Source organism: Lachnoclostridium edouardi (assembly GCF_900240245.1).
GTDB classification, from domain to species: domain Bacteria; phylum Bacillota; class Clostridia; order Lachnospirales; family Lachnospiraceae; genus Lachnoclostridium_A; species Lachnoclostridium_A edouardi.
On sequence record NZ_OESQ01000001.1, the window covers coordinates 1,743,582 to 1,768,827 of the forward strand.

Consider the following 25,246-nt stretch of genomic DNA (forward strand, 5'->3'; position numbering starts at 1 on the left):
TTCCCGGAAAAGGGCATGTCTGCCTGCCTCCTCTCAATGATTTAATATGCTTTTTCCGCCTCAGCTTCCATTTGATAACCCCCTGTTTCTTTCTTGTTTTCCACAAAAGGAAGTCTGAGAAAAAGATGTTTTCCACAAATATCCGCTTTTATATGTATATAACAGGCACATTGCTTTATAGAAAATCCAGGCTGTTTTCTCTGAATATTCATCTGAATTACATCCATCATTCTATAATACTTTTGTGACGAATTTTTAAGAAACAGCATTAACTTTAAATATTCCTCATACCCAAGTCCCCTGCCTTCCCTTCCGTATGGATTGGAATCCAGCTTACTATTTTTCCCTATGTCTAAAATTTGTTCTACGCCTAACTTCCAATCCTCAGCTGTTTTTATTAACGGTATTTTTTCTCCGGAAAGTAAGCTTTTAATATCATAAGCTGCTTCAGCAGATGCCCATATATTCATAATTAAAAACGCCATTATGGGAACTAGGGGAGCCAGTCCGCTGGCTCCCACAATTACTTCCGCCAACTGAACTGCTGCCTGCCGTTTCTCCTTATCGCTTAAAATATGAAGAAAGTTTAACCCTTCTCTAATTAAAAATATATCTCCTACAGCAATTGACAGATTTTCTCTGTCTGTCAGTTTCCCTCCGATTAAATACTCTAATTCATACTGCACCTCCTTTTCCTCATCTAAAAAATCAGAAAAGAACATTCCGCAATATTCGTTTACTATTAGATTATTGATTAAGGATGTGTATTCTCCTTCTGTTTCTTCATATATAGATGAAGGAAAACTACTATTAGGCAGTACTGCCTGGGACACTTCTTTTCCCTCCGGTATTACTACAGATAAAAGCCCTTTTTCTAACAAACCTTTTGTCTGTTCCAAAAAACTTTGCTTTTCCTTGTCAGCTGTGCCGTGGGCGCATAATAATTCTGCCTGCTTAAATCTTTCAAAATGCCTTTGTACTGGTCTCCATAACGCTTCTTCATCCAGCTCATCCTCTTCATCTTCTCCCTCCCATTCACTAATATATTGTTCTACTGCTTCAGCCTCTTCCATAACTGCTTCCACCAAATCCATATTTTGCTCTGCAATACTTTTTAAACCTGCGATCTCTTTTCTCCTCTCCCCTTCCTCCATAATATAAGAATCGTATTTTCCTATTTCCGCTTCCAGCATACTTTTAGATGAGCTGGTTAAGTCCTTACTTTCCGCAATATAATATTGTCTGCTTTCTTCCAACTCTCTCCTCAGCTCATCTGCCTTCTCTTCATAGTTATCCACAAGATCTGGGATTTTCTTCAATTCTTTCAACAGCTTTTTCCCCCTATCCAGAAATCCAGAGCCGTCTAAATCCTCTAAACTATTCTGTGCCTCTTTATATAGCTCCTTTTGTCTTTCCAGGTACTGATCCAGCCTCTCCACTGCCTTCTCCAGCTTCACTGCTTGACCAGTTTCTTTACTATATTGGTCTGCAATGCGCTTTGTGGCGGCGGCCTCCTTTAACTCTTTCTTCAGATCTTCTGCTGTATCTTCCTGAAAATTCAGATTCCAAACGCCAAATTTCATATAATCTAAAACTTGTTTTTCAAGATTTCTTCCCCCATGGTCTGTAATATGACTTATCTCCTCCAGATCTGTCTTTTTTATATCCATTGCATACCACCCTGCGGCATCTTTATAAGTCGTCAGATACTTTTCAAATTCGTCTTTTAGCTCTTCTTCTGTCCTATATTCCCGCACAAGAATTCTATATTGATTCCATATATCCCGGTGATAACCGCTAAAAAGAGAATCCATGGAGGAATGTACTGCTGTCTGTAAATAACATCTGATTCCTTCTAAACGGGCAGACTCCAGAATCCCAAACATTAATCCGCAAATGCACATAATTGTCATACTTAAAAATACTGTAATCTGCCCTTTGACTTTCATTAGTACACCTCTTTAGACTGGCTGTTTATCTCCTTAAAAATATTGTTCAGCAGTTTACCAATTTGTTCCTTAAAAATAATTACCAGTCCAATCAGAACCACCAATATTAAAACTACCTCGATTACTCCGATTCCGTCATTATCAGTTATAAAGTTTTTCAGCTCTCTGTATATCATTCTAGTCCTCCCTTTCTCATAATAATATTTAAGAAAATGCCATCAAGGCAGGCAGCATTACCATTATCATAACAATTCCCAAAGTCATAAATAGAGGAATTAATAGCTTTGTTCCCGCTTCTTCCCCCAGCTTTCTGGCCAGATTCTTTCTCTCCTCAAAGGCTGCATTCATTTCTATACTCAATAAATTTCTCAGGTTTTTTACTCCCTCTTTTCTATTCTGCTCTATTAGACCTGCCAGCCTTAAATATGGCTGAAGCCTACAGTTTTTCCCAAATTCCTCATAAGCTTTTCCTTCCATCATTCCTTTCTGCAGTTGGTGATAAGTCCGGCTCATTTCCTCATACGCATACCGGACTTGTCCTCCCTTACTTTTACGTTTTTCATAATCCTTTACAATTCTCTCCCAGGAAAGCCGTACAGTCATGCCGGCTCCAGTAAAAATAGTTAATTTTGATATAATCTCAGGATAATCCACCATCATCTGCCTGTCTTTTATCTTTTCCTCCTCCATCCTTTTCTGTTTTCCCTTTAGGGAATAAACTACTGCTGCTGCAATGCCTAATAAAGGCAAAATTTTATAGCTTTCATCCTCCTTATATGTATAACTTAATTCTTTTCCCTTATATTGATCAGGAAGCACAAACTGGTCTGTTTGCTCCTGCTCCATATCCAGCTTTTTTAACTCTTTTAGAAAATCTTCTGCTATCTGCTCTTTCTGGGATATGATAGGAGGCAGAACTGTGACCAGAATCTCATAAGTCCGTTGGTGCTCCCCATCAGTCATAGCCGCTTTCAGCCAAATTGGTTCTCCCTCTGGTCCTAACTCCTTGTTATTTACTTTCCCATATCTGTCTAGTATTTCAGGCTTTTCAGAATCCCATCTAATGCGTATACCAAGATCCTCTGACCAGGACATTAAGGTTAAATCTGTTCTTACCTCTTTTAAAGATAAATTCTCGCCTAATATCTGTGTATTTAGCTGCTGTCTTACCTGATCAAACCGTTCTTTTGCCTCCTCCTCAGAATACTTTCTCTGCCCTGCCGTTATTGTCAAAAGCTGATCCTCTTTTTCCAGCCCCTTCACCTCTATCTCATAACTAACTGTCTCTCCAGCTACACTGCTGCGCGGAACAGCTTTTATACTCTCGCCCTTCCCTGAGAAAAATGTCAGTCCGCCATACAAAAGGAAGCCGGCAGCTATAAAAAATACTTGCACCTTCATAATTTTTATACCTTTAAATTTCTATATCCAATATTTTCTTAGATATAAACACTGCTGTCGCGTATGCTATCAGACAGCACGTCATAACCCCTCTTCCTACTGCTGTGCTGTACATTTGGGCAAAAAAGCCTGGAGAAGCAGTATCAATATAAATAACAATTAAATATGGAAGAAGGTTCATAATCCTCTGTTCTAAACGTCTGGCGGCTGTCATAGAAGCAATTTCTTCCCTCAGCTGAATTTTACTTCCTATAACTTCTGCTGTATGATTCATTATTTCAATTAGCTGACCTCCGCTTCTTTTCGCAGCTGAAAATACCTGAGAAAAGTTCTGTATATCATCTAACCCACTGCGTTCTGCAAAATCATCCAGAAGCTGCTCTATAGGACGGTTTATCTTTAACTGGTTTACTATATATTGAAATTCAAAAGATAAAAGCCCTTTTTCTCCATAAATTAAAAGCAGCTCTGAGGTGCTTACGCGGAATGCATTTTCTACAGAATATCCTGCTGTCAGAGAAGAAGCTAATATCGTAATTCCATCCTTAAACTCCCTGCTCAGAATTTCCAAACGTTTTTGTTTTAAATCCTTTCGCTTAATAAGGGGCCAGCATAGGCTAAGGGGGGACAGACACCAAAAGACGAACCAGCTTCTAAAATAGATATAGGAGATAACCCCGATAGCCCCCATTCCCTGACAGCTATATAAAATCCATTCCTGCACAGACAGTCTATAATGCTGATAATTCAATACCTGCTGTCCGAAGCTTTTCTGTGTGCAGCAGCTGGCCCACCTGGCGCAGCCGGCCTTTTCTTTCCTTTCCCCCTTCTTCCTCCTCATAACAATAGATTCTATTAAGGGAGATCTTTCCATTTTCAAATCCTCCAATCTCTGTAATTGCCAGCACCTTCCTGCTTTTATCCCTCAACCTTCCCAGATGCACCATAATATCTACAGATGAGGCAATCTGACTTCTAATAGCATCTAAAGGCATGTTTACACCCATAAGTACCATAGTCTCCAATCTGGAAAGCATATCTGCCGAGCTGTTTCCGTGGCCTGTACTGAGAGAGCCATCATGTCCAGTATTAAATGCCGAGAGCATATCAAAGGCCTCCTTTCCCCTTACCTCTCCCACAATAATTCTGTTAGGATGCATTCTTAAAGAGGACCTTATTAAATCTCCCATATGAATCTCTCCCTCCCCCTCTAAATTGGCGCTTCTCGTTTCCAGCCTTACTAGGTTGGGAACCTGCTGAATTTGAAGCTCTGCTGCATCTTCTATAGTAATAACTCTTTCTTCCTGGGGGATAAATGCAGATAGCGCATTAAGAAATGTGGTTTTCCCGGAGCCTGTTCCTCCGCTGATAAAAATATTGTATCCGGCTACCACCAGATGCTTTAAAAAGACAGCCGCCTCCTCTGTAATAGCCTCCAGCTCTATTAACCGTCTCATGGTAATAGGTTCTGGGAACTTTCTGATTGTCACAGCAGGTCCGTCTATGGCTACAGGCGGCAAAACTACATGTACTCTGGAACCGTCCTCCAGCCTGGCTGCGGCTATAGGGGAGGATACATTTACCCTGCGGTTCACCCGGCTTACAATCTGTTGAATCATATCCTCCAGCTGCTCCACACTGTCAAAGGACTTTTCCCAGGGCAGCATTTTTCCGTTTTTCTCAACAAAAATACATCCCTTTCCATTTACCATAATCTCTGTAATATCAGGATTATCCACCAGCTCCTGAAGAATATCCAGACGCCGAAAGGAGTCAAACAAGCTGATTCTTAAATGTATTTTTTCTTTTAAGGGTAAATACAATCTTTCTCCAGCAGCCATTATTACTTCATCAATAACCTGATAAAGCTCTTCATCTTCCACCTGCCTCATATCGCATAATCTTTCTGCCACCTCCTCCCGCAGTGTATTTCTTATACTATAAAATTCTTCTGTATCTGTTGCTCTGCCCAATCTACTCCTCCTTCTGCTGGCTGCCCAGCATAGCTCTTACATAATCCCCCAGCTCTCCCCACAAAAGCTGCTCTGCATATGACTGGCCGCCTTTTAAATCACTGTGATAAGGCAGCTTAATCTTATGTATTTTTTCTTTGATGTCAGATCTGCCTGACACTTCCAGGTAATCCTCAAATTCTTCTATTTTGGCCTTAGATATAAAGTCATCCTTTACAGGCATATAAACCTTTTCGCATACCTCCAATACCTCCGCCGCCTTTCTGCCCATCTGGCCTAAGTCGGCTACAATCATATTGTAGGGAGAGGACTGGGCCATCTCTAACAGGAATACTGCCAGCCCTTCTGCATCTATTTGGCACAGATCCTCCGGATATCTGGCAGGTGGAATATAATCCAGGCCTCCCCAGGTATATACAACCGAACTAAGCCTAGCCCAGTTGTAGCTTCCCTGATGGTAAAAATACAGCATATCTGACAGGTCTCTGCTGTACACCTCCCCCATAATCCTGGACATGCCGGAACAGTCTTCCAGATTTACATAAAGCACTTTATTGTCCTGAGCCAACAGCTGGCCAAGGGTAAGGGCAAAAGATGTTTTCAGGCATCTATTTACCGGAGAATATATCCCCAGAACACTTCCCCCTTTGGCTGAAGAATAAAACGGGTCTGAAACGTCCTGTCCATAATAAGACATAACATCCCGGATGATCCTGTCTGACGACTGATATTTGTAAACCACAGGAAAGGGCTGACTAGAAAGAGCAGCCTCCCCATCACTTAATACTATCGTCTGTTTTGCAGCAATCCCCTCCCTATCCCTTCTATCCACGCTGGAACTAATCAAAAGCAGATCAATCTGATGATCTGAGGCATAGTCCTTTAAAAGTAAAATAGATGAGAATGCCACAACTTGAAAGGGAATCGTCCCTTTCCTGTTAATAAAGTCTGCAAAACGGTCTGCATACAAAGGTTCAATATCGTATACAGCCATAATCTTCTTCATAGATCCCTCCTTTGCCTACTTCCACCACCAGGATATAATTGTCCCAAAAAACAGACAGGCAACAAAGGGAATTGTTACATCATATCCGTCTCTCTCCGGCTTAAAGTAAGCTGTAATTTGTTTTGTCTGGAATAAATGTCTGATATAGACCATGAAATAAATAAGACGCTGCTGCAGTATGCCTCTGCACAGCAATTTGAAAAGTGAGACAGCCGCCCCAATACAAAAACTGACAGCTAAAACATCAGCTCCCTGAAAAGGGCCTAAAAATCCTACAATTAAAGCCATCACTTTAATATCGCCTGCACCTATCATGCGGCACAAATATAATGGAAAAAATACAATCACTACAGCGGCAAAAAGGCCAATAAATCTAAGTCCTCCCGCTGCCGCTCCCACAGCTGCCCCTGCAGCCATCAGCCAGTTAGGAATCCTGCGGCTTTTTATATCCCAAAATGCTCCTGCAGCCAATACGGCAAATAATACTCCATCCTGCAGGCTAAAAGCTTTTATTATATATCACCTCCTGAACCTTTACTTTATAAATGACTCACTTGATTAACGGGAAACTAAAGCTTGCCTGAACGGCGAAAATGTAATACAGATATGCGCTGCCAGTTTTTAAAAGAAAGGATTTCTGGTAGCTGTTTACTAATTATGCACTAATACTTTGGAATTGTCAATATGTTTTTTGTATATATTTCACACTTTTTGTTGACGTTTCTTCCGGTTAATGGTAAAATATACTCAGTTTAAATTTTTAAACCAAAGGAGGCTGTATGGCAGATATAGATGTATTGCGGCAACTGGAAAAACAATTTGAGCTTTGCAAACCACTGTTTATCGCACTTGGAGATGAGATGCGTCTGACCATTATCAGCGCCCTGACCCAGGCAGCTATTGGAGGGTCTGCTTATGATAACCTTTCCTCAGCAGAATCCTCTGAAAGTGTTCCCATAGACCGGCAACACATTCAGGGGCTTAGCGTAAAAGAGATTACCAATATGACAAGCCTTTCCCGCCCGGCTATTTCACATCACTTAAAAATTTTAAAAACAGCAGGAATTGTCAGTTCCAGACAGGATGGAACTTCCAACATTTATTTTCTTACTTTGGAAAATTCCAGCCGGATTTTTAACGAATTAAATGTCTCTCTCCAAAATATTCTGGTAAAACCATGAATAATCTGCCATTTCCCAGATATACTAACTGTATCAACATTTGGGAGATGATAGAATGAAAAGGACAAACACCAGAGAGCTTTCTGCCAGACTGGCTGAAAGACAAACTTTGCGGGCAGAGATCCAGCGAACTAAGTGCCAAATCGACACTGTAAGAAATCATTTTGAAGAAGTAGTAGATCCTACTTTGATCGACTGCTACATTTACGAGCTGAACGCAGCCCAGCTGCGCTATCAGTTTCTCCTTAGACGCCTAAAGCGGCAGGAGGCATAACTTTTAAACTAATTTTGGAGGACTCTTTATGAAAACCTGGTATGAAAAAGCTGTTTTTTATCACATGTATCCCTTGGGAATGACAGGAGCGCCACATCAAAATACACAAGCTTCCCCGGATCATCGGTTCAATCAGTTAGACAAATGGATTCCTCATATCTGCGGTCTTTCCTGCACCGCAGTTTACATAGGACCTCTTTTTGAATCATCTACCCATGGATATGACACTATTGATTTTAAAAAGGTAGACCGCAGGCTAGGCTCCAACAATGATTTCCAGGTTTTTGTGTATAAATGCCATCTCTCCGGAATCAAGGTAATTGTAGACGGGGTATTCAACCATACTGGCCGTAGTTTTTTTGCATTTCAGGATATACAAAAAAACAAATGGAACTCTCCTTATAAAGATTGGTACAAGGGGGTAAATTTTGATTGTCAAAGTCCAATGGGCGATCCCTTCAGCTATGAGGCATGGCACGGAATTTATGATCTGCCTGCCTTAAACCTGCAAAATCCCCAGGTAAAGCAATATCTTTTCGATGTTATTCGATTTTGGATAGACACCTTTGATATTGACGGTATCCGCTTAGACTGCGCCAATGTTCTGGATTTTACTTTTATGAAAGAAATGCGCCAGATGACTGACAAAATCAAACCTGATTTCTGGCTTATGGGGGAGGTAATTCACGGCGAATACAGCCGCTGGGTCAATGGGGAAATGCTTCACTCTGTAACCAACTACGAGCTTCATAAAAGCCTTTATTCTGGTTTAAATGACCATAACTTCTTTGAAATCGCTCACAATGTAAAGCGATTGGAGGCTATAGGCAGGGATCTGTACACATTTTTGGACAACCATGACGAAGATAGAATTGCCAGTAAATTAAAAGACAGCAGCCATCTGTACCTGGCATATTTTTTACTTATGACCCTTCCAGGTATACCTTCCATCTACTATGGCGGCGAATGGGGTGTGGAAGGCCTTCGCACAAAAGACAGCGACTATATGCTGCGGCCTGCTATAGATATTGAAAAAGCGGAGACTATGTCTTGTCCCCTTACAAACCAGTTGCAGACACTGTGCTGCATTCACAATAAATACTCTCATTTTCATCACGGCCTGTACAAGGAACTGCTTTTGACCAACAGACAATACGCCTTTTTACGGCAGGGTGATGACAGTATTATGATTGTTGCCGCCAATAACGACAGCCAGGACTGCTCTGTTTCAATCCCAGTTCCTGACGGCACAGAAGATACTGCAGTCAACATTTTTAATAATACCCCCGTGACCTTAGAAAACGGACGCTTAAATGTGGTATTGCAAGCCAATGACGGCCTTATTTATAAATTAAATTACAGAGAGGAACTATAATATGGGACGTAAAAGCAAAAAAGCAGTAGAAACAGGTTTTATTACTGAGGTTGACCGTTATCTGTTCGGCAATGGAACACATTATGAAATCTATGATAAGCTGGGAGCACATCCATGGACCTTCGGGGGAAAAAGCGGTTACTATTTTGCCGTATGGGCCCCACATGCCCAATCTGTCAGTTTAGTCGGCGATTTTAACAACTGGAATCCGGACAGCCATCCTATGAAGCTTTTAGAGGACTCCGGAATTTACGAACTTTTCGTACCTGATATGGGGAAGGGCCAGTTATATAAATATGCTATTACAACCCAATCCGGGCAGCTGATCTTTAAGGCAGATCCATACGCATTTTCTGCAGAATTCCGGCCTGGAACAGCCTCTATCACTTCAGACATTGCGGGATTTTCCTGGAAGGACGGAAAATGGATGGCCGCAAGACCTGAAAAAGCCATGGAAAAGGAACCTGTCAGTATTTATGAAGTGCACCTGGGCTCCTGGCGCAAAAAGGACCGGCAGATCAAGGAAGGTTTTTATACATATAAAGAGGCGGCTCACGAATTAGCCGACTATGTAAAGTCTATGGGATACACCCATGTAGAATTAATGGGCATCGCAGAATACCCGTACGACGGTTCATGGGGATATCAGGTTACAGGATATTTTGCACCCACTTCCCGCTATGGATCACCTGGAGATTTTATGTACTTTGTAGACTATCTCCACCGCAAAGGCATCGGCGTTATTCTGGACTGGGTGCCGGCGCATTTTCCAAAGGACGCTCATGGACTAGCCGACTTTGACGGACAGCCTCTCTACGAATATGCTGACCCCAGAAAAGGAGAACATCCCGACTGGGGCACAAAGGTATTTGACTACAATAAAAATGAGGTGAAAAACTTTTTAATTTCCAATGCCCTCTACTGGGTAGAGCGTTATCATGTGGACGGTCTGCGGGTGGACGCCGTAGCTTCCATGCTTTATCTGGATTACGGCCGCAGCGGCGGAAACTGGGTTCCCAATATTTACGGCGGCAACCAAAACCTGGAAGCTATAGAATTTTTTAAACATTTAAACAGTATTCTCACAAAGAGAAATAAAGGGGCCATGGTTATCGCGGAAGAATCTACAGCGTGGCCTAAGGTCACTCATGCGCCTGAGAATGACGGCTTAGGATTTTCCTTTAAGTGGAATATGGGTTGGATGCACGACTTCCTGGAATATATGAAGCTGGACCCCTATTTTAGAAAATATAACCACAATAAAATGACCTTTGGAATGACTTACGCCACCAGCGAAAACTTTATTTTGGTTCTGTCTCACGATGAGGTGGTTCACCTTAAATGCTCTATGATTAACAAAATGCCTGGTGTTTATGAAGATAAATTTGCCAACCTGAAGGTAGGATATACCTTTATGATGGGGCATCCTGGTAAAAAGCTTTTGTTTATGGGACAGGACTTTGGCCAATGGCATGAATGGGACGAAAAAGTGGCTTTAGACTGGCATCTGACAAATGAAGATCTCCACAAGAATCTGCAGAATTATGTCCGCGACCTGCTTCACCTGTACAAAAAGTATCCGGCTCTTTATCAGCTGGATTACGACTGGAATGGCTTCCAGTGGATCAATGCCAATGACAGCGACAGAAGTATTTTCAGCTTTGTCCGCAGAGATGAAACAGGCAAAAAGAATCTGCTTTTTATATGCAATTTTACCCCTGTCTCCCGACCGGATTACAAGGTAGGGGTGTGGAAGCGGGGCAATTATACTTTAGTGCTGGATAATGTACAGGGCATGTACCAAAAATCTGATAATCCTCCTGTACTGAAGGCAAAAAAGGGCGAGTGCGACGGGCAGCCATACCATATATCTTTTTCTCTTCCGGCATATGGCACAGCAATATTTAAATTTTAGTCCTTTAAAGCAACAAATAAACCTATTGTCGAAACATTCTAATTTCTATTGCAATTCTGCCTTTAATTTGTTAAAATATTCTAAGTAATGTTTTAACAAATCTAAGGAGGTTATTGTATGAAACAATATCCATTGGATGAACAGGCCATGTTCCATGACCTGCGGGGGCTGATGCAAATCCATACAGTAAATCACAATTGTGGATTAGTCACAGACGATATGCCTTTAGGGGAAGGCGTATACAAGGCTTTAAACTATGTATTGGATCTGGCTAAAGGTATGGGTTTTAAAACGAAAATGCTGGACGGATACTGCGGATGGATTGAAGCTGGACAGGGTGATAAAATGGTCGCTGTTCTCACCCATGTAGATGTGGTGCCTGTAGAGGCAGAGGGCTGGAAGGCAGATCCCTTTGACGCCACACTGATCGACGGCAAAGTATATGGCCGCGGAATCTGTGACGATAAAGGTCCTACCATTTTAAGTCTTTATGCCTTAAAGGCATTAACAGACGCCGGCGCTTTAAAAGACAAGCGGGTGCGCTTGATTGTAGGCGGCGACGAGGAAAGCGGCGCCTGGGTATGTATGAAAAGATACCGCCAGACAGAAGAACTTCCTGTATGTTCTTTCTCACCTGACGGCGATTATCCGTCTACATACGCTGAAAAAGGCATTATTCATGTAACTGTTTCTCAGGATTTGGACAGCTCTGTGCAGCCTATAGAGCTGGAAGGCGGAAAAACATATAATATTGTTCCGGCTTCAGCAAAAGCTGTGGTAAATGGCAAGACTTATGAGGCTGAAGGAAAGGCTGCTCACGCTTCCCGCCCAGAATTAGGTGTAAACGCAACAAGAGAACTGTGTAAAAAACTGGCTGCCGACGGCGTAGATCATCCTTTTGTAAAGCTTATGGAAATTGCTGATACTAAGGGCTGGGGCATTGATTTAGAGGACGAGCAGTCAGGTAAGCTTACTTTAAATCCTGCTATTTCTGTTGTAACTGCTGACCATGCGGAAGTAAAATGCGACCTGCGTGTGCCAGTAACCTTTAAGCCTGAAGATGTAACTGCTGCAATCAATGAAAAAGTAGCTCCTTTAGGTTTTACCGCTGTATGTGATTTTGTTCTGGGTTCTCTTTATGTTCCTAAGGACTCTCAGCTGGTTACTACTTTGCAGAGAGTTTATAAGGACTGTACAGGCAGAGACGACGAACCTATTTCCGTAGGCGGCGGCACTTACGCAAGAACCTTTGAAAATGCAGTAGCCTTCGGACCTCTTTTGCCTGGTGAGGAAAACACTAATCACAAGACAAATGAATGCTGGAATTATGATAATATGCTGCTTACCTACCAGATTCTTGCAAATGTTATTGAAGAACTTTAAAGCACACTAAAATTATAGGGGAAAGCCGCTTGGGGGCGGCTTCAGGAGGAAAGGCTTTATGGAAATTATTATTGGCTTTACGATTATTTTAGCTATATTGGTAATTGGTGACACAATCTCTACAGCAACCAAGGCCGTTATTCCGTCTGTATTTGTACAGGCGCTGTTATTTATGGTAGGATTCTGGACAATCCTTCCAAAAGATATTGTAACTACAGCAGGCTTTGCCAACTTATCTCTGCTGGCTATGTACCTGTTAATCACCCACATGGGAACTATGCTGGATTTAAAGCAGCTGATTGACCAGTGGAAAACTGTTGTAATCGCATGTGCAGGTCTGGTTGGTATTATTTTAGGCACCATGACACTGGGCAGAATGGTATTTGGCAGCGATATTGCATTTATTGCTACTCCTCCTTTAACAGGCGGTACTGTTGCCACTCTGCTTATGGGTGACGCCGCAAAGGCAAAAGGTCTGGAGGACCTGATTGTTCTTCCAATTCTGGTATACGTTGGACAGGGATTTGTGGGATATCCATTAACCTCCTTTATGCTGAAAAGAGAAGACCGCAGACTTTTAAACGCATATCGTTCAGGCGCTATGAAGAGAGTTGCTGTAGCTGAGGAAAGCGGAGAATTAGAAGGTAAGTTCCGTATTTTCCCACACGTTCCTGAGAAATATGAAAGCAATACTTTTATGCTTCTTCGTCTTGGCTTTGTAGCTATGCTGGCATACTTTACATCAGATGCTTTAAATAAGCTTCTGGCTGCTGCAGGCGCAAGCTTTACTATTCACAAATTGGTTGTATCTTTAATCTTTGGTGTTATTGCTTCTGAAATCGGTTTTGTTGAAAAGAAAACTTTGAACAAGGCAAACTCCTTCGGATTCCTGATGACAGCTCTGTTAGGATATATCTTTGCCGATCTGAACCGTTCCACACCAGAAATGGTTGCTCAGTTAATCATTCCTCTGTGCGGCATTTTGTTCTTTGGCATTATCGGTATGTATATTATTTCTTTCTTTGTAGGAAAGGCTTTAGGCGAAAGTCCGGCAATGTCATTCTCCATTGCAATGAACGCACTTTATGGCTTCCCACAGAACTTTATGCTGACACATGAGTCTGCAAAAAGCGTTACTGAAGATCCAGATGAGAGAGAGTTCCTGATTGAAAATACGCTGCCAAAGATGTTGGTAGGCGGTTTCGTAACAGTAACAATCGCTTCTGTAATTATCGCAGGTATTTTCATTGGATTCCTGTAAAATAATTTAAGCACGTTATACACCTTTGTTATACAATGAAAAGCGCTTCTAAGGGTGCCGCATAATCTGTATTTTCAGAACAAGCGGCCGCCTGATGTGAGGCGCTTTTTGTTATGTAAGAATTTCCTTCATCTTTCTTAAAAAATAAAAGGTAGCCCCTTAGGTCATCTCGTTGTATAATGGTAAAATAAGGCTGATATACTTATATACAAGAGGAGGTTTTTTCCATGCAGAATATTCTTGTCTGTGATGACGATAAACAAATTGTGGATGCCATTGACATTTACCTGGCAGGAGAAGGTTTTCATATTATAAAAGCTTATGATGGCTATGAAGCTTTAGAATTATTGGAAACAAATGAAGTAGATTTATTGATTGTGGATGTTATGATGCCTGGTCTGGACGGTATTCGCACCACTTTAAAGGTGCGGGAAACCAGCAGTATTCCTATTATAATTTTGTCTGCAAAATCTGAGGACACTGATAAAATTCTGGGACTGAATATTGGCGCCGACGATTATATTACAAAGCCCTTTAACCCTTTAGAGCTGGTGGCCAGAGTAAAATCTCAGTTAAGGCGTTATACTCAGCTGGGCAATATGAATCAGCAGCAGGAAAGCGAGCATATTTTTAAGTGCGGCGGACTTCAGATTAATGATGACAATAAAGAAGTTATGGTAGACGGGGAGTTGATTAAGTTAACTCCTATTGAATACAATATTCTGCTTCTTCTTGTAAAAAATGCAGGTAAGGTTTTTTCTATTGATGAAATTTATGAACAAATTTGGAACGAGGAAGCCATTGGAGCTGACAATACAGTAGCTGTACATATCCGTCATATCCGGGAAAAAATAGAGATCAATCCCAGAGAGCCCCGATATTTAAAGGTTGTTTGGGGCGTAGGATATAAAATCGAAAAACAATAGGTAGCTTATGAAAAAATTTACTATACTTATTTTACATTTGTCCTTTGCTGTGTTCGCGTTAATTGGTATTGGGCTAATGTTCTCAAACTCTAATTATGGCCGGGGACTTTCCTGGCTTACAACAGAAAGCTTTGAAGATTCCTCTTTGTTTCAGGAAAAATTTCAGTCTGATATTCGCTGTATCTTTGACTATGTAAATTACAGGGATGTTTTTGAGACAAATGGGGAGCTGGATTTTAACAAGGAAATCGCCAGTATTTCTTATATGAGTTTAAATACCTCGGAGACAACTTATACTTTAGATGAGTTAATCCGCTATGCAAAAGCTCAAGGGTATTATCTGGATGATGACTATCAGGTGCAGACAGTGCCCATAGACGACAAAATTCCTTCCCCTGATGTAAGGATCAATTGGAAAGCTTACCAGCCGGTAGAAATACTTACAGAACCAGCAGATGCTATTATGTCTCTGGCAGATTTATCGAAAGAAGCCTTAACCTGCCTGGGAAACTATTATAAAGTGAGCAATAATCTGATTGGACAGCCCTCTAACCTGTATTTTCAGATTTATTATCAGTACACGGAGACTGACACCAGCCTTTTCACAAATACCCCTGATTTGTCTGTGGATCAGTTGAAGGCTCTGGGAGAATATTGTTATGTAAGCGGCTCCTCCCTGATTGTGGATTCTAATTTTAATATTCCTCCGGCAGGCATGTCCGCTATGGCTGAATCCAGCAATCCTTACGATAATAACAATTACTATGCCATTATTGCTTTAGATACAGAATATACTCAAAATGATATTTACCAGGATTTAGAGCAGGTATTTTACAGAGCCAAAATTATGTACGCTGCAGGTGTTCTGTGCCTGTTTATTGGCCTTGCAGGATGTCTTATTACATTGTATCAGATTATTCATTCTATAACCGGAAGAACATTGTATTATCTGGATAAGATCACTTTTGAAAACAGTCTGATTTTATGTGCTATCTGTACAGTTCTGGCTCTTTATGTAGGCGACAAGGTAATCTGCAAGCTGCTTCACACCTTGTTCAGTATACCTCATTGGAACTACATTGATATGGCGGTACAGACCAGTATTATTTATGTATTCTGTTTGATAGAAGGTTTAAGTATTATCCGCCGCTACAAAGCACATACTCTTTGGTCTAACAGTATGTTCCGCAGCTTCCGGAAAATAGCTTCCCTATATTTTCTCCGAAAGAAATTTACAATTCGCCTGGCAGTTATTTATTCCTTATTTCTGCTGACAAATCTGCTGTTGTTTGGCGGAATATTTATAGCTGCCATTACCAGCGAAGGAGCCTTGGGCATGTCCCTTTCCGCTGTCCTGGGAATTCTTCTGTTTCTTTTGGACTTTTGGGCGTTCCACAATCTGTTTCACAGCTGCTGGGAGCATGACAAAATTAATGAAGCGATTATAGGAATTGCAGACGGCAATACGTCTTATCAAATTGATTTAGAGCTATTTACAGGTAAAGAGAAAGTTCTGGCGCAGAGAATCAATAATATTGGAATGGGACTTGAGTCAGCTCTTAACGAACAGGTGAAAAGCGAGCGCCTAAAAGCAGATTTGATTACGAATGTTTCCCATGACATAAAAACGCCTTTAACCTCAATTATTAACTATGTAGATCTAATTAAACGTGAAAAAATTCAGGATCCTAAAATTCAGAGCTACTTAGATATTTTGGAGCAGAAGTCACAAAGGCTGAAAAATCTGACAGAGGATCTGGTGGAGGCCTCTAAGGCCAGCTCCGGAAATCTGAAGCTGGAAATTTCAGATATTGACTTAGTTCAGCTTGTGCAGCAAACCAATGGGGAATTTGAAGAGAAATTTGATTCCCACCACCTGGAGCTTGTAACTAAAATACCAGAAACATCTATTATTATTGAAGCAGACGGCAGACGGCTGTGGAGGGTTCTGGAAAACCTGTACAACAATACCTTTAAATACGCCATGGAAAACAGCAGAGTTTATGTGGACATTGAAACTTCCTCAGATAATTCCCAGGTATTCTTTACCATAAAAAATGTTTCTGCAAGCCCATTAAATATTAGCCCTGATGAATTGACGGAACGTTTTGTGCGGGGAGATGTAGCCAGAACTACTGAAGGCAGCGGTCTTGGCCTGTCTATTGCCCAAAGCCTGACTCAGCTGCAGGGCGGTACATTTGAAATTATTATAGATGGGGATTTATTTAAGGTTCATATTTCTTTTCCTATTAAACATGAATCTGATAAAGCAGAACATCAGGAAATATAAAGATACTCTGGAAAATAATCCAATATCAAATTCAATATAATTTTATGTTAATTTACTTTTCATTATTTAATAATATTAAAGATAGCAGGCTCTTCGGAGCCTGTTTTCTATTCTCAGGCACAAAAAAGGAACCATTCCTTTATAAATGATTGCTCATTTATTATGTAATGGCTCCTTTTTATTATCCCAATTCACTTGATAAATTTTACTTCTCTACAGATTTGTTCCGTCTCCCTATTTTTTCTCTCATTGAATATTTTTTTGTTCTGCTCAAACAAATTATTTCCATAAGTGTCAATAGAAACAATTAGTGGACCAAACTCCTTTACCCTGCATTTCCACAGAGTTTCCGGCATACCAAGCTCCTTCCATTGGGCATCCTCGATTTCTTCTACACAAGCAGCCGCCACCACAGCACAGCCGGCCGGAAAAACACAATGAATAGCTTTAAATTCCTGACACCCTTCTACGGTGCCGTCGCCCATACCTCCCTTTCCTACAATTACCCGCACACCAGTCTGTCGAATAAATTCTTTCTCGAATTTTTCCATCCGCATACTAGTGGTGGGGCCTATGGACACCATTTCAAAGCGCTCCTCACTATTCCCAACAGGTCTTACAATAGGTCCCGCATGAATAATTGCTTTTTCTTTCACATCCACAGGAAGCTGCCGCCCTTTCTCTATAAGCCTCCTGTGAGCCACATCCCTACAGGTTACCAGGGTACCTGTCAAATACACCACATCACCTGCCCTAATTCCCTCTAGGTCCTCAGCCTTCACCGGCGTAGTTAAAACTTTCTTCTCCATTACAATTTCACCTCCTTATGTGAGGTAATCTGGTAATTTAGGTCTTGATCAAATTCAATGTGTCCTCTTCTGTGAGACCAGCAGCCTACATTCACTGCTACACCAATTACAGAGGGATGCCGCGCTGCATTTTCCACATGGACGCCTAACACTGAAGCACTTCCTGATAATCCTTGCGGACCAAGGCCAATAGCATTGATCCCTGCCTCCAAAAGCTGTTCTAGTTTTTCTGCACGCTCATTAAGATTGTGGCTGCCCAGAGGGCGCATCAAAGCTTTTTTTGAAAGCAGCGCAGCTGTCTCTACAGAGGTAGCTACTCCCACACCTACCAGAAGCGGCGGACATGCATTAATTCCATAGCTGGTCATCACATCCATTACAAATTCTACCACTCCTTCATAGCCTGCTCCAGGCATCAGCACCATAGCCCGCCCCGGAAGGCTGCATCCGCCACCGGCCATATAAGTGTCAATTTCACACCGACCGCTGTTCGGTATGATCTCCCAAAACACCGTAGGTATGCCCTTTCCCACATTGTTTCCTGTATTGTACTCATCAAAAGTCTCTACACTATTGTGGCGCAAAGGGGCTTGTACTGTCGCGCGGATTACTGCTTCTTTCAAAAGAGACTCTAATTCTCTTATCAGAGGAAATTCCGTGCCGCACTTAACAAAAAACTGCAGAACACCGGTATCCTGACAACTAGGACGATTCAGTTCAGCCGCCAGTCTTTGATTTTCCTCCATTGTAGCATAAATATGCTTTGTTAGTGGCGCCGTTTCCTGGTTTGCCAACTCTCTCAATTTTTCCCGCACATCATCTGGCAGTACTTTACCGGTGTAAGCCACAAACCGCGCCATTACATCCGTCATTTTTTCTATCAAATTCTCTCGATCCATACCCTCTTTTCCCTTTCACTCAAACAGACTTCCTATCTATCTACAATTGATCCATCCTCATGCATCCAAAACTTTCCGTATCGACCAGTAAAAGGAAACACACAGTCAATATCGTCGATTAACTCTATTCCTAGCCCCGGCCCGGTGGGGATCTTTATATAACCATTCTCAATTTCAAATGCCCTTTTCATCTCCCTATTCAGCGGGCACTCTCCATTCACCATTGGATATTCCTGAATTTCAAAATTTGGAATACAAGCATTTAATTGCAGACATGCTGCTGTAGAAACAGGTCCCAAAGGATTGTGAGGAATAAGATACACCGCTCTAGCCTCCGCTTGAGCCGCAATTTTTTTTCCTGCAGTCAGCCCACCGGCAACACACATGTCTGGTCGAATATAGCGCACAGATGTACCTTCCAGTAGTTCCTCAAACTCTACAGGGTTAATAAATCGTTCTCCCGTCGCCACTGGCACATGGCACTGTTCAATAACTTGCGCCAGTGCCAACAGGTTGTCCGGTATTGGGTCCTCATAAAAATAAGGCCTGTATTTTTCCAACACCCGGCCGGCCTCAATAGCCTCTGCAGGCTTCAAGCCGCGATGACATTCCACAGCCACATCTACATCCCAGCCCACACTTTCCCGAATTGCTGCAAAGGTACTCTCCATTCGATTGACTACAGCAGAAAAATTCTCCCCACAACGCCCATTTTCATTTTCTGGATGTCCAATAGAGTAACGGATAGCTCCAAATCCCTGGGCCGCCAATTTCTCAGCTTTATCCGCCATAGCCTCTGGTGTTTTCCCCTTTATATTTACATAAATACGGGCTTTCTCTCGCACTTGTCCGCCTAAAAGTTCATAACAAGGTACACCGAAATATTTTCCCTTCAAATCCCACAATGCAATATCAATACCCGAGATCGCCGCCATAACCACAGACCCTCGGAAATGAAAGCATCTGGTAAGTCCATCCCAGATATATTCTATCCTCAGCGGGTCCAACCCCAGCAAATGATGCTCCATCTGTTTTAATACTGCTGCCGTTGCTTCCTGATAACACCACGCGCCACACTCGCCCAGTCCCACCAGGCCCTGGTCTGTATGAACCTTCACAAACAGATACCTAGTCCCTGCCAGGATCGGTTCTATTTTTGTTATTTTCATAGAAATCCTCCTTAAAATGCTGGAAATACAGTCATTACATAACCGATATAACCTATAATCAGAATTATCGAGATTATCCATCCTTGTTTCAGCAAAGACAGCTGATCATATCCGCCTGCTCCCATGGCCATAGGCACTGCTGGCGTGGCCATAGGTGTTAAAATTGATGACATAGAACCGGAAAATGTCAGAAGGATCGGCCCAATAGGGTTAGCTCCCATTGCCTGACAGGTTAGGATAGCAATAGGAATGAAAATACCATAAACTGCCTTGTTTAGCATCAACTGCGTAAATAAGAATGCTACCAGAAAAAATGCCCCGCCTAGCAAATAACCATTGTGCGTTCCGGCCATGGTACCAGCCAGCCAATTCCCTACAATATCGCCGGCTCCCGTATTGGTCAGAGCGCCAGCCATGGCAAGCGAGCCCACATAGATGAAAGATACTGATACCGGTATAGCCTTAACTGCTTCCTGTTCTGTCAATACTCCACAGATGACTGTTAATACCGCTCCAGCAAAGGCGATCTCCCATGTGGGAATTCCATGAAAACTACTGGTAATCATTAGCAGAATACTTCCAAAAAAGATAGCAATTCCTGCTGCCTCTGCAAATGGTTTAAGCGGCTTTTTATCCTCCTTTTTCTGACTAGATACTTGAATTGGCATCACAGGCTGCTCAGGCGCGTTTTTCAAACCATAGGTGTACGCCCAAACCATAGTTAAAATGGAGATTGGCAACCTCGCTATACAAAAATCCATAGGTGTTAATGCATATTCCGTGACTCCATAGGCCTCCAGATAACCATTGAACATCCCTGCATCCGTCACTGCTGCACTCAGGGGCAATGCACAGCAGCACACCACGCTGATTACACACAGAGGAAACATAGTTTTGGATGGGCTGACCCCGAAGGTTTCACTCATAGCATAACACATAGGAAATACGATAGCGAATACAGTCAGCGGGCTATTTAGAAAGTTTGTCAGCAAAAATGCCACAATCAGATAGCCAAGGTATGCACGCTTGAAGGAACCGCCGGAAACCCGGATAATCCCAGCTGACATTCGGTCAACAAAGCTAGTTCGATTCAGCCCCGCAGCGATTACAAACATTCCGACAATCACTATATTGTTGGTATTTCCAAACCCCGCTAATGCCTCCCCAGAGTCAATACACCTGGTGATGATTAGAAGGATCATCGTTGCCAAGGATGTCACCGCCATGGGCAGCTTATTCAACCCAAAACTAATCATAGACAACACGAAAATCACGATACAGACAGTAATAGAACTCATAATTTCCCTCCTTTATTTTTTTACCCCTTTTCTGACTCCAGGATACTACTCTTTCTTTTCATTTTCCTCCCTATTTTTTATATCTTTCCAGCTGTTCTAATCTGCCCTTCCGGCATTTTTTCTTTATCTATATAAAAAAATACCTAAAATATTTTTCCCCTTTTTCCTTCTTCCTTTTATAAAAATGAGAGCTACCTATATTTTCATTGATATTATATCTAAAAATATACCTCTGGCATTTTTTTAGATTTCCTATTTTTCATCAAAAAAGACATGTGAGTATAACTCCCATGTCCTTACCTATTTTCCCAACTGCTCCATATCAGCGACAACTCTGTCCATCTCATCTACAAGTCTTCTCAAACATTTAGCCACCTGGTCGGACTTACCTTCCAGCTGTTTAGTTACAGCCTCGTTTTTAATATTTTCAGGTTGATATTTCCAATTACCATCTTCACATATCTCCAAATAACTTTTCAGCCTTTGGACCACTAGTACGTCATCCTCCCTTAAAAACTGCTTTTTAAAGCTGGCATCATTTTTTCGATGCTCCTCCCCCACTTGATTTCTGTATTCTGTCGGTTTTTTCCCAAACATCTCTCGAAATTTTAAATTAAAAGATTTTAAGTCGGAGAATCCGTTTTCCGCTGCAATGTCTAAAATTCTTTTATCCGTCTCCGTCAATTCTTTCACAGCCTCTCTAAGACGGATTCTGGTCAGATAATCATAAAAATTTATTCCCAAACATGTCCGGAACAGTTGGGAAACATAACTGCTGTTATATCCCCATTCTGTCGCCAATTGATCCAATGTTATTCTCTCCTTATAATTCTTATCAATAAATGCTGTCATTTCCTGAATAGCTTTAATTTTCTTCTGCTGTAGACTAAAAAATGCAGACCGATTTCTCTCTGGTGGAAATGCCCGGCAAATCAAATCCATCACTTTGTAAAAACAAGTTTCAAAATGCAGTTTTCCCCCAGGTCCAAACTCTCCGTTTTCCAGCATCGCCTTAGCCAAATAACAGCGCAGTTTTACAAACTCTGTCATCTGCCTTGTCTCAGGTCCTGATACTAACTGAAAGGTGAGATATTCAATATCGGGGTAATATTCTTTCAAAAAAGCTGGGTTCACATGAATTACCATGGCAATGCTGTCCATCTTCCTAGCCAGAGTAGCATGTCCAGTGTTAGAGTTGATTAGAATTACGTCGTCTGGCTTCAGTACCCAACTGCTGCCTCCTGCGCAGACTTCTACCTCCCCATTTAAAATCACCATTAACTCAATCTCATTAAGCCAGTTGTAATGATAAGACCCAATACGGTATACATACTGGCTGATGTTAATGTGCTTTTCCGGCTGACAGTAAGTATAATAAAATTCTCTCATAACCGATATTCCCCTTTGTCCTCTGTTGTCTTAGCATCCTTCTCCGAACGTGGACCATCATCTACACAATGTTCCTTCATTCACCCGTCTAATGTAAAAGCAGACAGCCAAGCCCTAAGTTTGACTGCCTGCTCTATATTTTCTCAATCTCCTACTCCACTTTCTCCTCCCAAAAATCAAATGCAAACTGTATATATATAAACCAGCGCCTCTCTTGAGAGAACTGTAGCCCTAGGCGATCTTATTTAGACCCCTTTAATTCAGAAACAATATAATTTTCATTGAATCTTAACCGAAAATTCTCCAACCGCATATAAAGTTGTTTGCCCACCAGGAGCTTAAAGATCTTTGTACAACACGGCCATGGCTGGATGAGGCATCGATTACCTGACCGCCTCCGGCCACAATGCCTACATGACCTTTAACTACAATAATATCTCCTGCCTGCAGGCTTCCAAAGCTGGTAATCTTTTGGTATTTACCTACATTTCTCCAACCAGAAGAGGTTAAGTAGCTTTGTCTGACTCCTACCTGATTTAAACACCAATATACAAAGCCGGAGCAGTCAAAGGAATTTGCTCCCTTAGCCCCCCATACATATGGGCATCCGATCTTGGACTGAGCTACGGAAATCAGGGAACTTACGCCTCCGCTGTTGTGAATTACAGAGCCGCCTCCCGAGGTACTTCCCTTGTTGCTGTTATTGTTATTGTTATTTTTATTATTATTGCCGCCAGATGATTCTTTCTTTTGAGACGATTTAGCCGGCGCCTTCTTTACATTGCTGCCTGTCAGCTTATTCATGGTCATGGCCCCTACAGAGCCGTCCGCTGAAAGTCCGTTCTGACGCTGGAATTCTTTTACTGCATTTTCTGTTACTTCCCCGTAGTAGCTGGTAATATTCCCTGCCACCAGATAACCATATTTATTTAGAAGCTCCTGAACTCTCCGCACTGCATCACCTTGATCTCCAAGGCTTATTCCGTTAGGCACTGCAGCAGAGCTGTTTAAAGCGATTCGTGTAGACGGGCCCAAATAACCGTCTACAACCAGGTCGTTTCTGGCCTGAAACTGTTTTACTGCTATGGTTGTATCATCTCCGTATGCTCCGTCTGGCTCAGAAGTCATGTATCCTAAAAGCTTCAGCCTTTCCTGGCAGGCCAAAACTACGTCGCTTTTCTCTCCATATGTAAGCATATTTGGCTTAATTTCATCGCTGTAAAGAAGGTTAACAGTTTTCTGTCCCACCTTTCCATCCTGCTCCAGACCATTTACCTGCTGAAGCTTAATTACAGCGGCTTCTGTCATGTCTCCAAAGTTTCCTGTTACTAAATCAGGCGTAGCCAAATATCCCAGCTCGTAAAGACGTCCCTGAATCCTTTCAATATCGTCTCCCTCAACACCTTTAGACACTGCATAATACTTGGCATCAGGAGACATAATTGCATTTAATGTATTCTGTCCCACAATACCGTCCTGGGGAAGCCCATTCTGACGCTGAAAATGCTTTACAGCAGCTACCGTCATATCCCCGTAATATTCTGTAGGCTCGTCGTTATCCATAAAACCTAAGTCCATAAGACGCTGCTGCAGGGAAGCCACTACCGGGTGCTCCACGCCCTTACGTATGTAGTCAGGAATAGGCTCGCCAGCTTCAATCGCTTTGTTGTCAGGAAATAATGGTCCGTCCGGAGTCATTTGAACAATAGCAAGCTCCGGCTTTGTTTCTGGTTCCGGAGCTGCTGTTACTACAATAGGATCGTTGGAATTTACAGAGTTTTGGCACCCCGTCAGGCATACAGCCGCCAGTGTGCCCACAAGCAGGCACATTCTTATAGGAAGATTTATATTCATGGATTTTACCCTCTTTATATGCTTAGTCGAATTTACGTATATTTTAGCATACTTAGTCGGGAAATGAAAATAGAAAATTGACATAAATCCTATCTTTTTTTATCTTAAAGAAGTCGTAAAAACTTCTTAATATTTACCACCAGAACAAAAAAAAGCACCAGCCCCACAGCTCTCAGTCTGCAAAACCAGTACTTTGTAATGCGCCTTCAGGGACTCGAACCCTGGACAAATAGATTAAGAGTCTACTGCTCTACCAACTGAGCTAAAGGCGCTTATGTCGTATCACTTCTCTGTGACACGAACATCATTCTATCTCAAGACTAAAAAAAAGTCAAGCTTTTTTTAAGAAAAAATTTCTATTATTTAGAAATTCTTTTCAATCTCAGCTGCCAACATGCTTTTGCTCTGAACACCTACATATTTGCCTGTCACCTGGCCTTTGCTGATAACAAGCAAAGTAGGAATGCTCATAACTCCATATCTTTCGGCAATATCACCGCTTTCGTCTACATTCAGCTTGCCTACCTTGGCTCTTCCCTCATACTCCGCCGCTAATTCTTCTATAACTGGTCCCATCATTTTGCAGGGACCGCACCAGTCTGCATAAAAATCCACTAATACAGGAACCTGAGACTGTAATACTTCACTGTCAAAATTACTGCTGTTAAATACTGCTGCCATAAATTTGTCTCCTTTTCTCTATTTATCTTTTTTCTTTTTTCCATTTAATGTCTTTTCTACCTCAGAAAACGAGCGCTTCCACTTGAGCATTAACCGGTTTAGCTCCGGTTTATCACTGACTGTGCCAGACATCTTTCTGGAAAATTCTTCTTTAAAGCCCACATACTCACCTGCTGCTTAATAGCCTTGTTATTATTTTATGCAACATCCTGT

22 protein-coding genes and 1 tRNA gene are annotated in these 25,246 nt (G+C 41.8%); 8 read left to right on the top strand and 15 right to left on the bottom strand.

Annotated elements, in window-relative coordinates; genetic code table 11:
• Window positions 1-41: 41 nt before the first annotated feature.
• The 7 genes from C1A07_RS08180 to C1A07_RS08210 form a co-directional block, all read right to left on the bottom strand.
• A complete protein-coding gene (locus C1A07_RS08180; protein ID WP_101876678.1) occupies window positions 42-1,949 on the bottom strand; it encodes a DUF5702 domain-containing protein in 1,908 nt (635 codons plus the stop codon).
• Window positions 1,949-2,125: a Flp1 family type IVb pilin gene (locus C1A07_RS08185; protein ID WP_101876679.1), complete on the bottom strand. Its 177-nt coding sequence runs from the start codon at window positions 2,123-2,125 to the stop codon at window positions 1,949-1,951. Before C1A07_RS08185 ends, C1A07_RS08180 begins: the two co-directional genes overlap by 1 nt.
• A gap of 28 nt (window positions 2,126-2,153) precedes the next feature.
• Complete coding sequence (locus C1A07_RS08190) at window positions 2,154-3,350, bottom strand: immunoglobulin-like domain-containing protein (RefSeq protein ID WP_101876680.1); 1,197 nt, start codon at window positions 3,348-3,350, stop codon at window positions 2,154-2,156.
• Between the two features lie 13 nt (window positions 3,351-3,363).
• Complete coding sequence (locus C1A07_RS08195; RefSeq protein WP_101878090.1) at window positions 3,364-4,191, bottom strand: type II secretion system F family protein; 828 nt, start codon at window positions 4,189-4,191, stop codon at window positions 3,364-3,366.
• The gene (locus C1A07_RS08200; RefSeq protein ID WP_101878089.1) at window positions 4,082-5,242 is read right to left on the bottom strand and encodes a CpaF family protein; all 1,161 of its coding nucleotides are present in this window, start codon (window positions 5,240-5,242) and stop codon (window positions 4,082-4,084) included. The genes C1A07_RS08195 and C1A07_RS08200 overlap by 110 nt, the downstream gene beginning before the upstream one ends.
• An 82-nt stretch (window positions 5,243-5,324) precedes the next feature.
• Window positions 5,325-6,329, bottom strand: a complete 1,005-nt coding sequence (locus C1A07_RS08205; RefSeq protein ID WP_101876681.1) for a P-loop NTPase family protein — start codon at window positions 6,327-6,329, stop codon at window positions 5,325-5,327.
• Between the two features lie 15 nt (window positions 6,330-6,344).
• Window positions 6,345-6,845: an A24 family peptidase gene (locus C1A07_RS08210; RefSeq protein WP_330399595.1), complete on the bottom strand. Its 501-nt coding sequence runs from the start codon at window positions 6,843-6,845 to the stop codon at window positions 6,345-6,347.
• A gap of 263 nt (window positions 6,846-7,108) precedes the next feature.
• Here C1A07_RS08210 and C1A07_RS08215 point away from each other — a divergent pair, with 263 nt between their 5' ends.
• The 8 genes from C1A07_RS08215 to C1A07_RS08250 all read left to right on the top strand — a co-directional run bounded on the left by C1A07_RS08215 (window position 7,109) and on the right by C1A07_RS08250 (window position 16,934).
• Window positions 7,109-7,510: an ArsR/SmtB family transcription factor gene (locus C1A07_RS08215; protein ID WP_242972282.1), complete on the top strand. Its 402-nt coding sequence runs from the start codon at window positions 7,109-7,111 to the stop codon at window positions 7,508-7,510.
• A 55-nt stretch (window positions 7,511-7,565) separates the two neighbouring features.
• On the top strand, window positions 7,566-7,784 hold the full coding sequence (locus C1A07_RS08220; RefSeq protein WP_101876683.1) for a YaaL family protein: 219 nt from the start codon (window positions 7,566-7,568) through the stop codon (window positions 7,782-7,784).
• Between the two features lie 28 nt (window positions 7,785-7,812).
• Complete coding sequence (locus C1A07_RS08225; protein WP_101876684.1) at window positions 7,813-9,159, top strand: alpha-amylase family glycosyl hydrolase; 1,347 nt, start codon at window positions 7,813-7,815, stop codon at window positions 9,157-9,159.
• Window position 9,160: 1 nt separating this feature from the next.
• The gene (glgB, locus tag C1A07_RS08230; protein WP_101876685.1) at window positions 9,161-11,074 is read left to right on the top strand and encodes a 1,4-alpha-glucan branching protein GlgB; all 1,914 of its coding nucleotides are present in this window, start codon (window positions 9,161-9,163) and stop codon (window positions 11,072-11,074) included.
• Window positions 11,075-11,191: 117 nt separating this feature from the next.
• Window positions 11,192-12,457 (top strand): Sapep family Mn(2+)-dependent dipeptidase, encoded by a 1,266-nt coding sequence (locus C1A07_RS08235; RefSeq protein WP_101876686.1) that lies wholly within the window; start codon window positions 11,192-11,194, stop codon window positions 12,455-12,457.
• Between the two features lie 58 nt (window positions 12,458-12,515).
• Window positions 12,516-13,718, top strand: coding sequence for a hypothetical protein (locus C1A07_RS08240; protein ID WP_101876687.1), 1,203 nt, complete (start codon window positions 12,516-12,518; stop codon window positions 13,716-13,718).
• A gap of 227 nt (window positions 13,719-13,945) precedes the next feature.
• On the top strand, window positions 13,946-14,644 hold the full coding sequence (locus C1A07_RS08245) for a response regulator transcription factor (protein WP_101876688.1): 699 nt from the start codon (window positions 13,946-13,948) through the stop codon (window positions 14,642-14,644).
• A 7-nt stretch (window positions 14,645-14,651) separates the two neighbouring features.
• A complete protein-coding gene (locus tag C1A07_RS08250; protein ID WP_101876689.1) occupies window positions 14,652-16,934 on the top strand; it encodes a sensor histidine kinase in 2,283 nt (760 codons plus the stop codon).
• A 191-nt stretch (window positions 16,935-17,125) separates the two neighbouring features.
• Here C1A07_RS08250 and ttdB read toward each other — a convergent pair whose 3' ends face one another.
• From ttdB to trxA, 8 genes are all read right to left on the bottom strand, one after another.
• Window positions 17,126-17,743, bottom strand: coding sequence for a L(+)-tartrate dehydratase subunit beta (gene ttdB / locus C1A07_RS08255; protein ID WP_101876690.1), 618 nt, complete (start codon window positions 17,741-17,743; stop codon window positions 17,126-17,128).
• Window positions 17,743-18,642, bottom strand: coding sequence for a L(+)-tartrate dehydratase subunit alpha (ttdA, locus tag C1A07_RS08260; protein ID WP_101876691.1), 900 nt, complete (start codon window positions 18,640-18,642; stop codon window positions 17,743-17,745). Before ttdA ends, ttdB begins: the two co-directional genes overlap by 1 nt.
• A gap of 32 nt (window positions 18,643-18,674) precedes the next feature.
• Window positions 18,675-19,811 (bottom strand): mandelate racemase/muconate lactonizing enzyme family protein, encoded by a 1,137-nt coding sequence (locus C1A07_RS08265; RefSeq protein WP_180952211.1) that lies wholly within the window; start codon window positions 19,809-19,811, stop codon window positions 18,675-18,677.
• A gap of 11 nt (window positions 19,812-19,822) precedes the next feature.
• On the bottom strand, window positions 19,823-21,109 hold the full coding sequence (locus C1A07_RS08270) for an SLC13 family permease (protein WP_101876693.1): 1,287 nt from the start codon (window positions 21,107-21,109) through the stop codon (window positions 19,823-19,825).
• Window positions 21,110-21,409: 300 nt separating this feature from the next.
• A complete protein-coding gene (locus C1A07_RS08275) occupies window positions 21,410-22,498 on the bottom strand; it encodes an AraC family transcriptional regulator (RefSeq protein WP_101876694.1) in 1,089 nt (362 codons plus the stop codon).
• 288 nt (window positions 22,499-22,786) lie between these two features.
• Entirely contained in the window at window positions 22,787-24,352 is a 1,566-nt protein-coding gene (locus tag C1A07_RS08280) for a C40 family peptidase (protein WP_101876695.1), read from the bottom strand.
• Between the two features lie 199 nt (window positions 24,353-24,551).
• Window positions 24,552-24,624, bottom strand: a tRNA-Lys gene (locus tag C1A07_RS08285).
• A 91-nt stretch (window positions 24,625-24,715) separates the two neighbouring features.
• Window positions 24,716-25,033: a thioredoxin gene (gene trxA, locus C1A07_RS08290; RefSeq protein ID WP_101876696.1), complete on the bottom strand. Its 318-nt coding sequence runs from the start codon at window positions 25,031-25,033 to the stop codon at window positions 24,716-24,718.
• Window positions 25,034-25,246 lie beyond the last annotated feature (213 nt).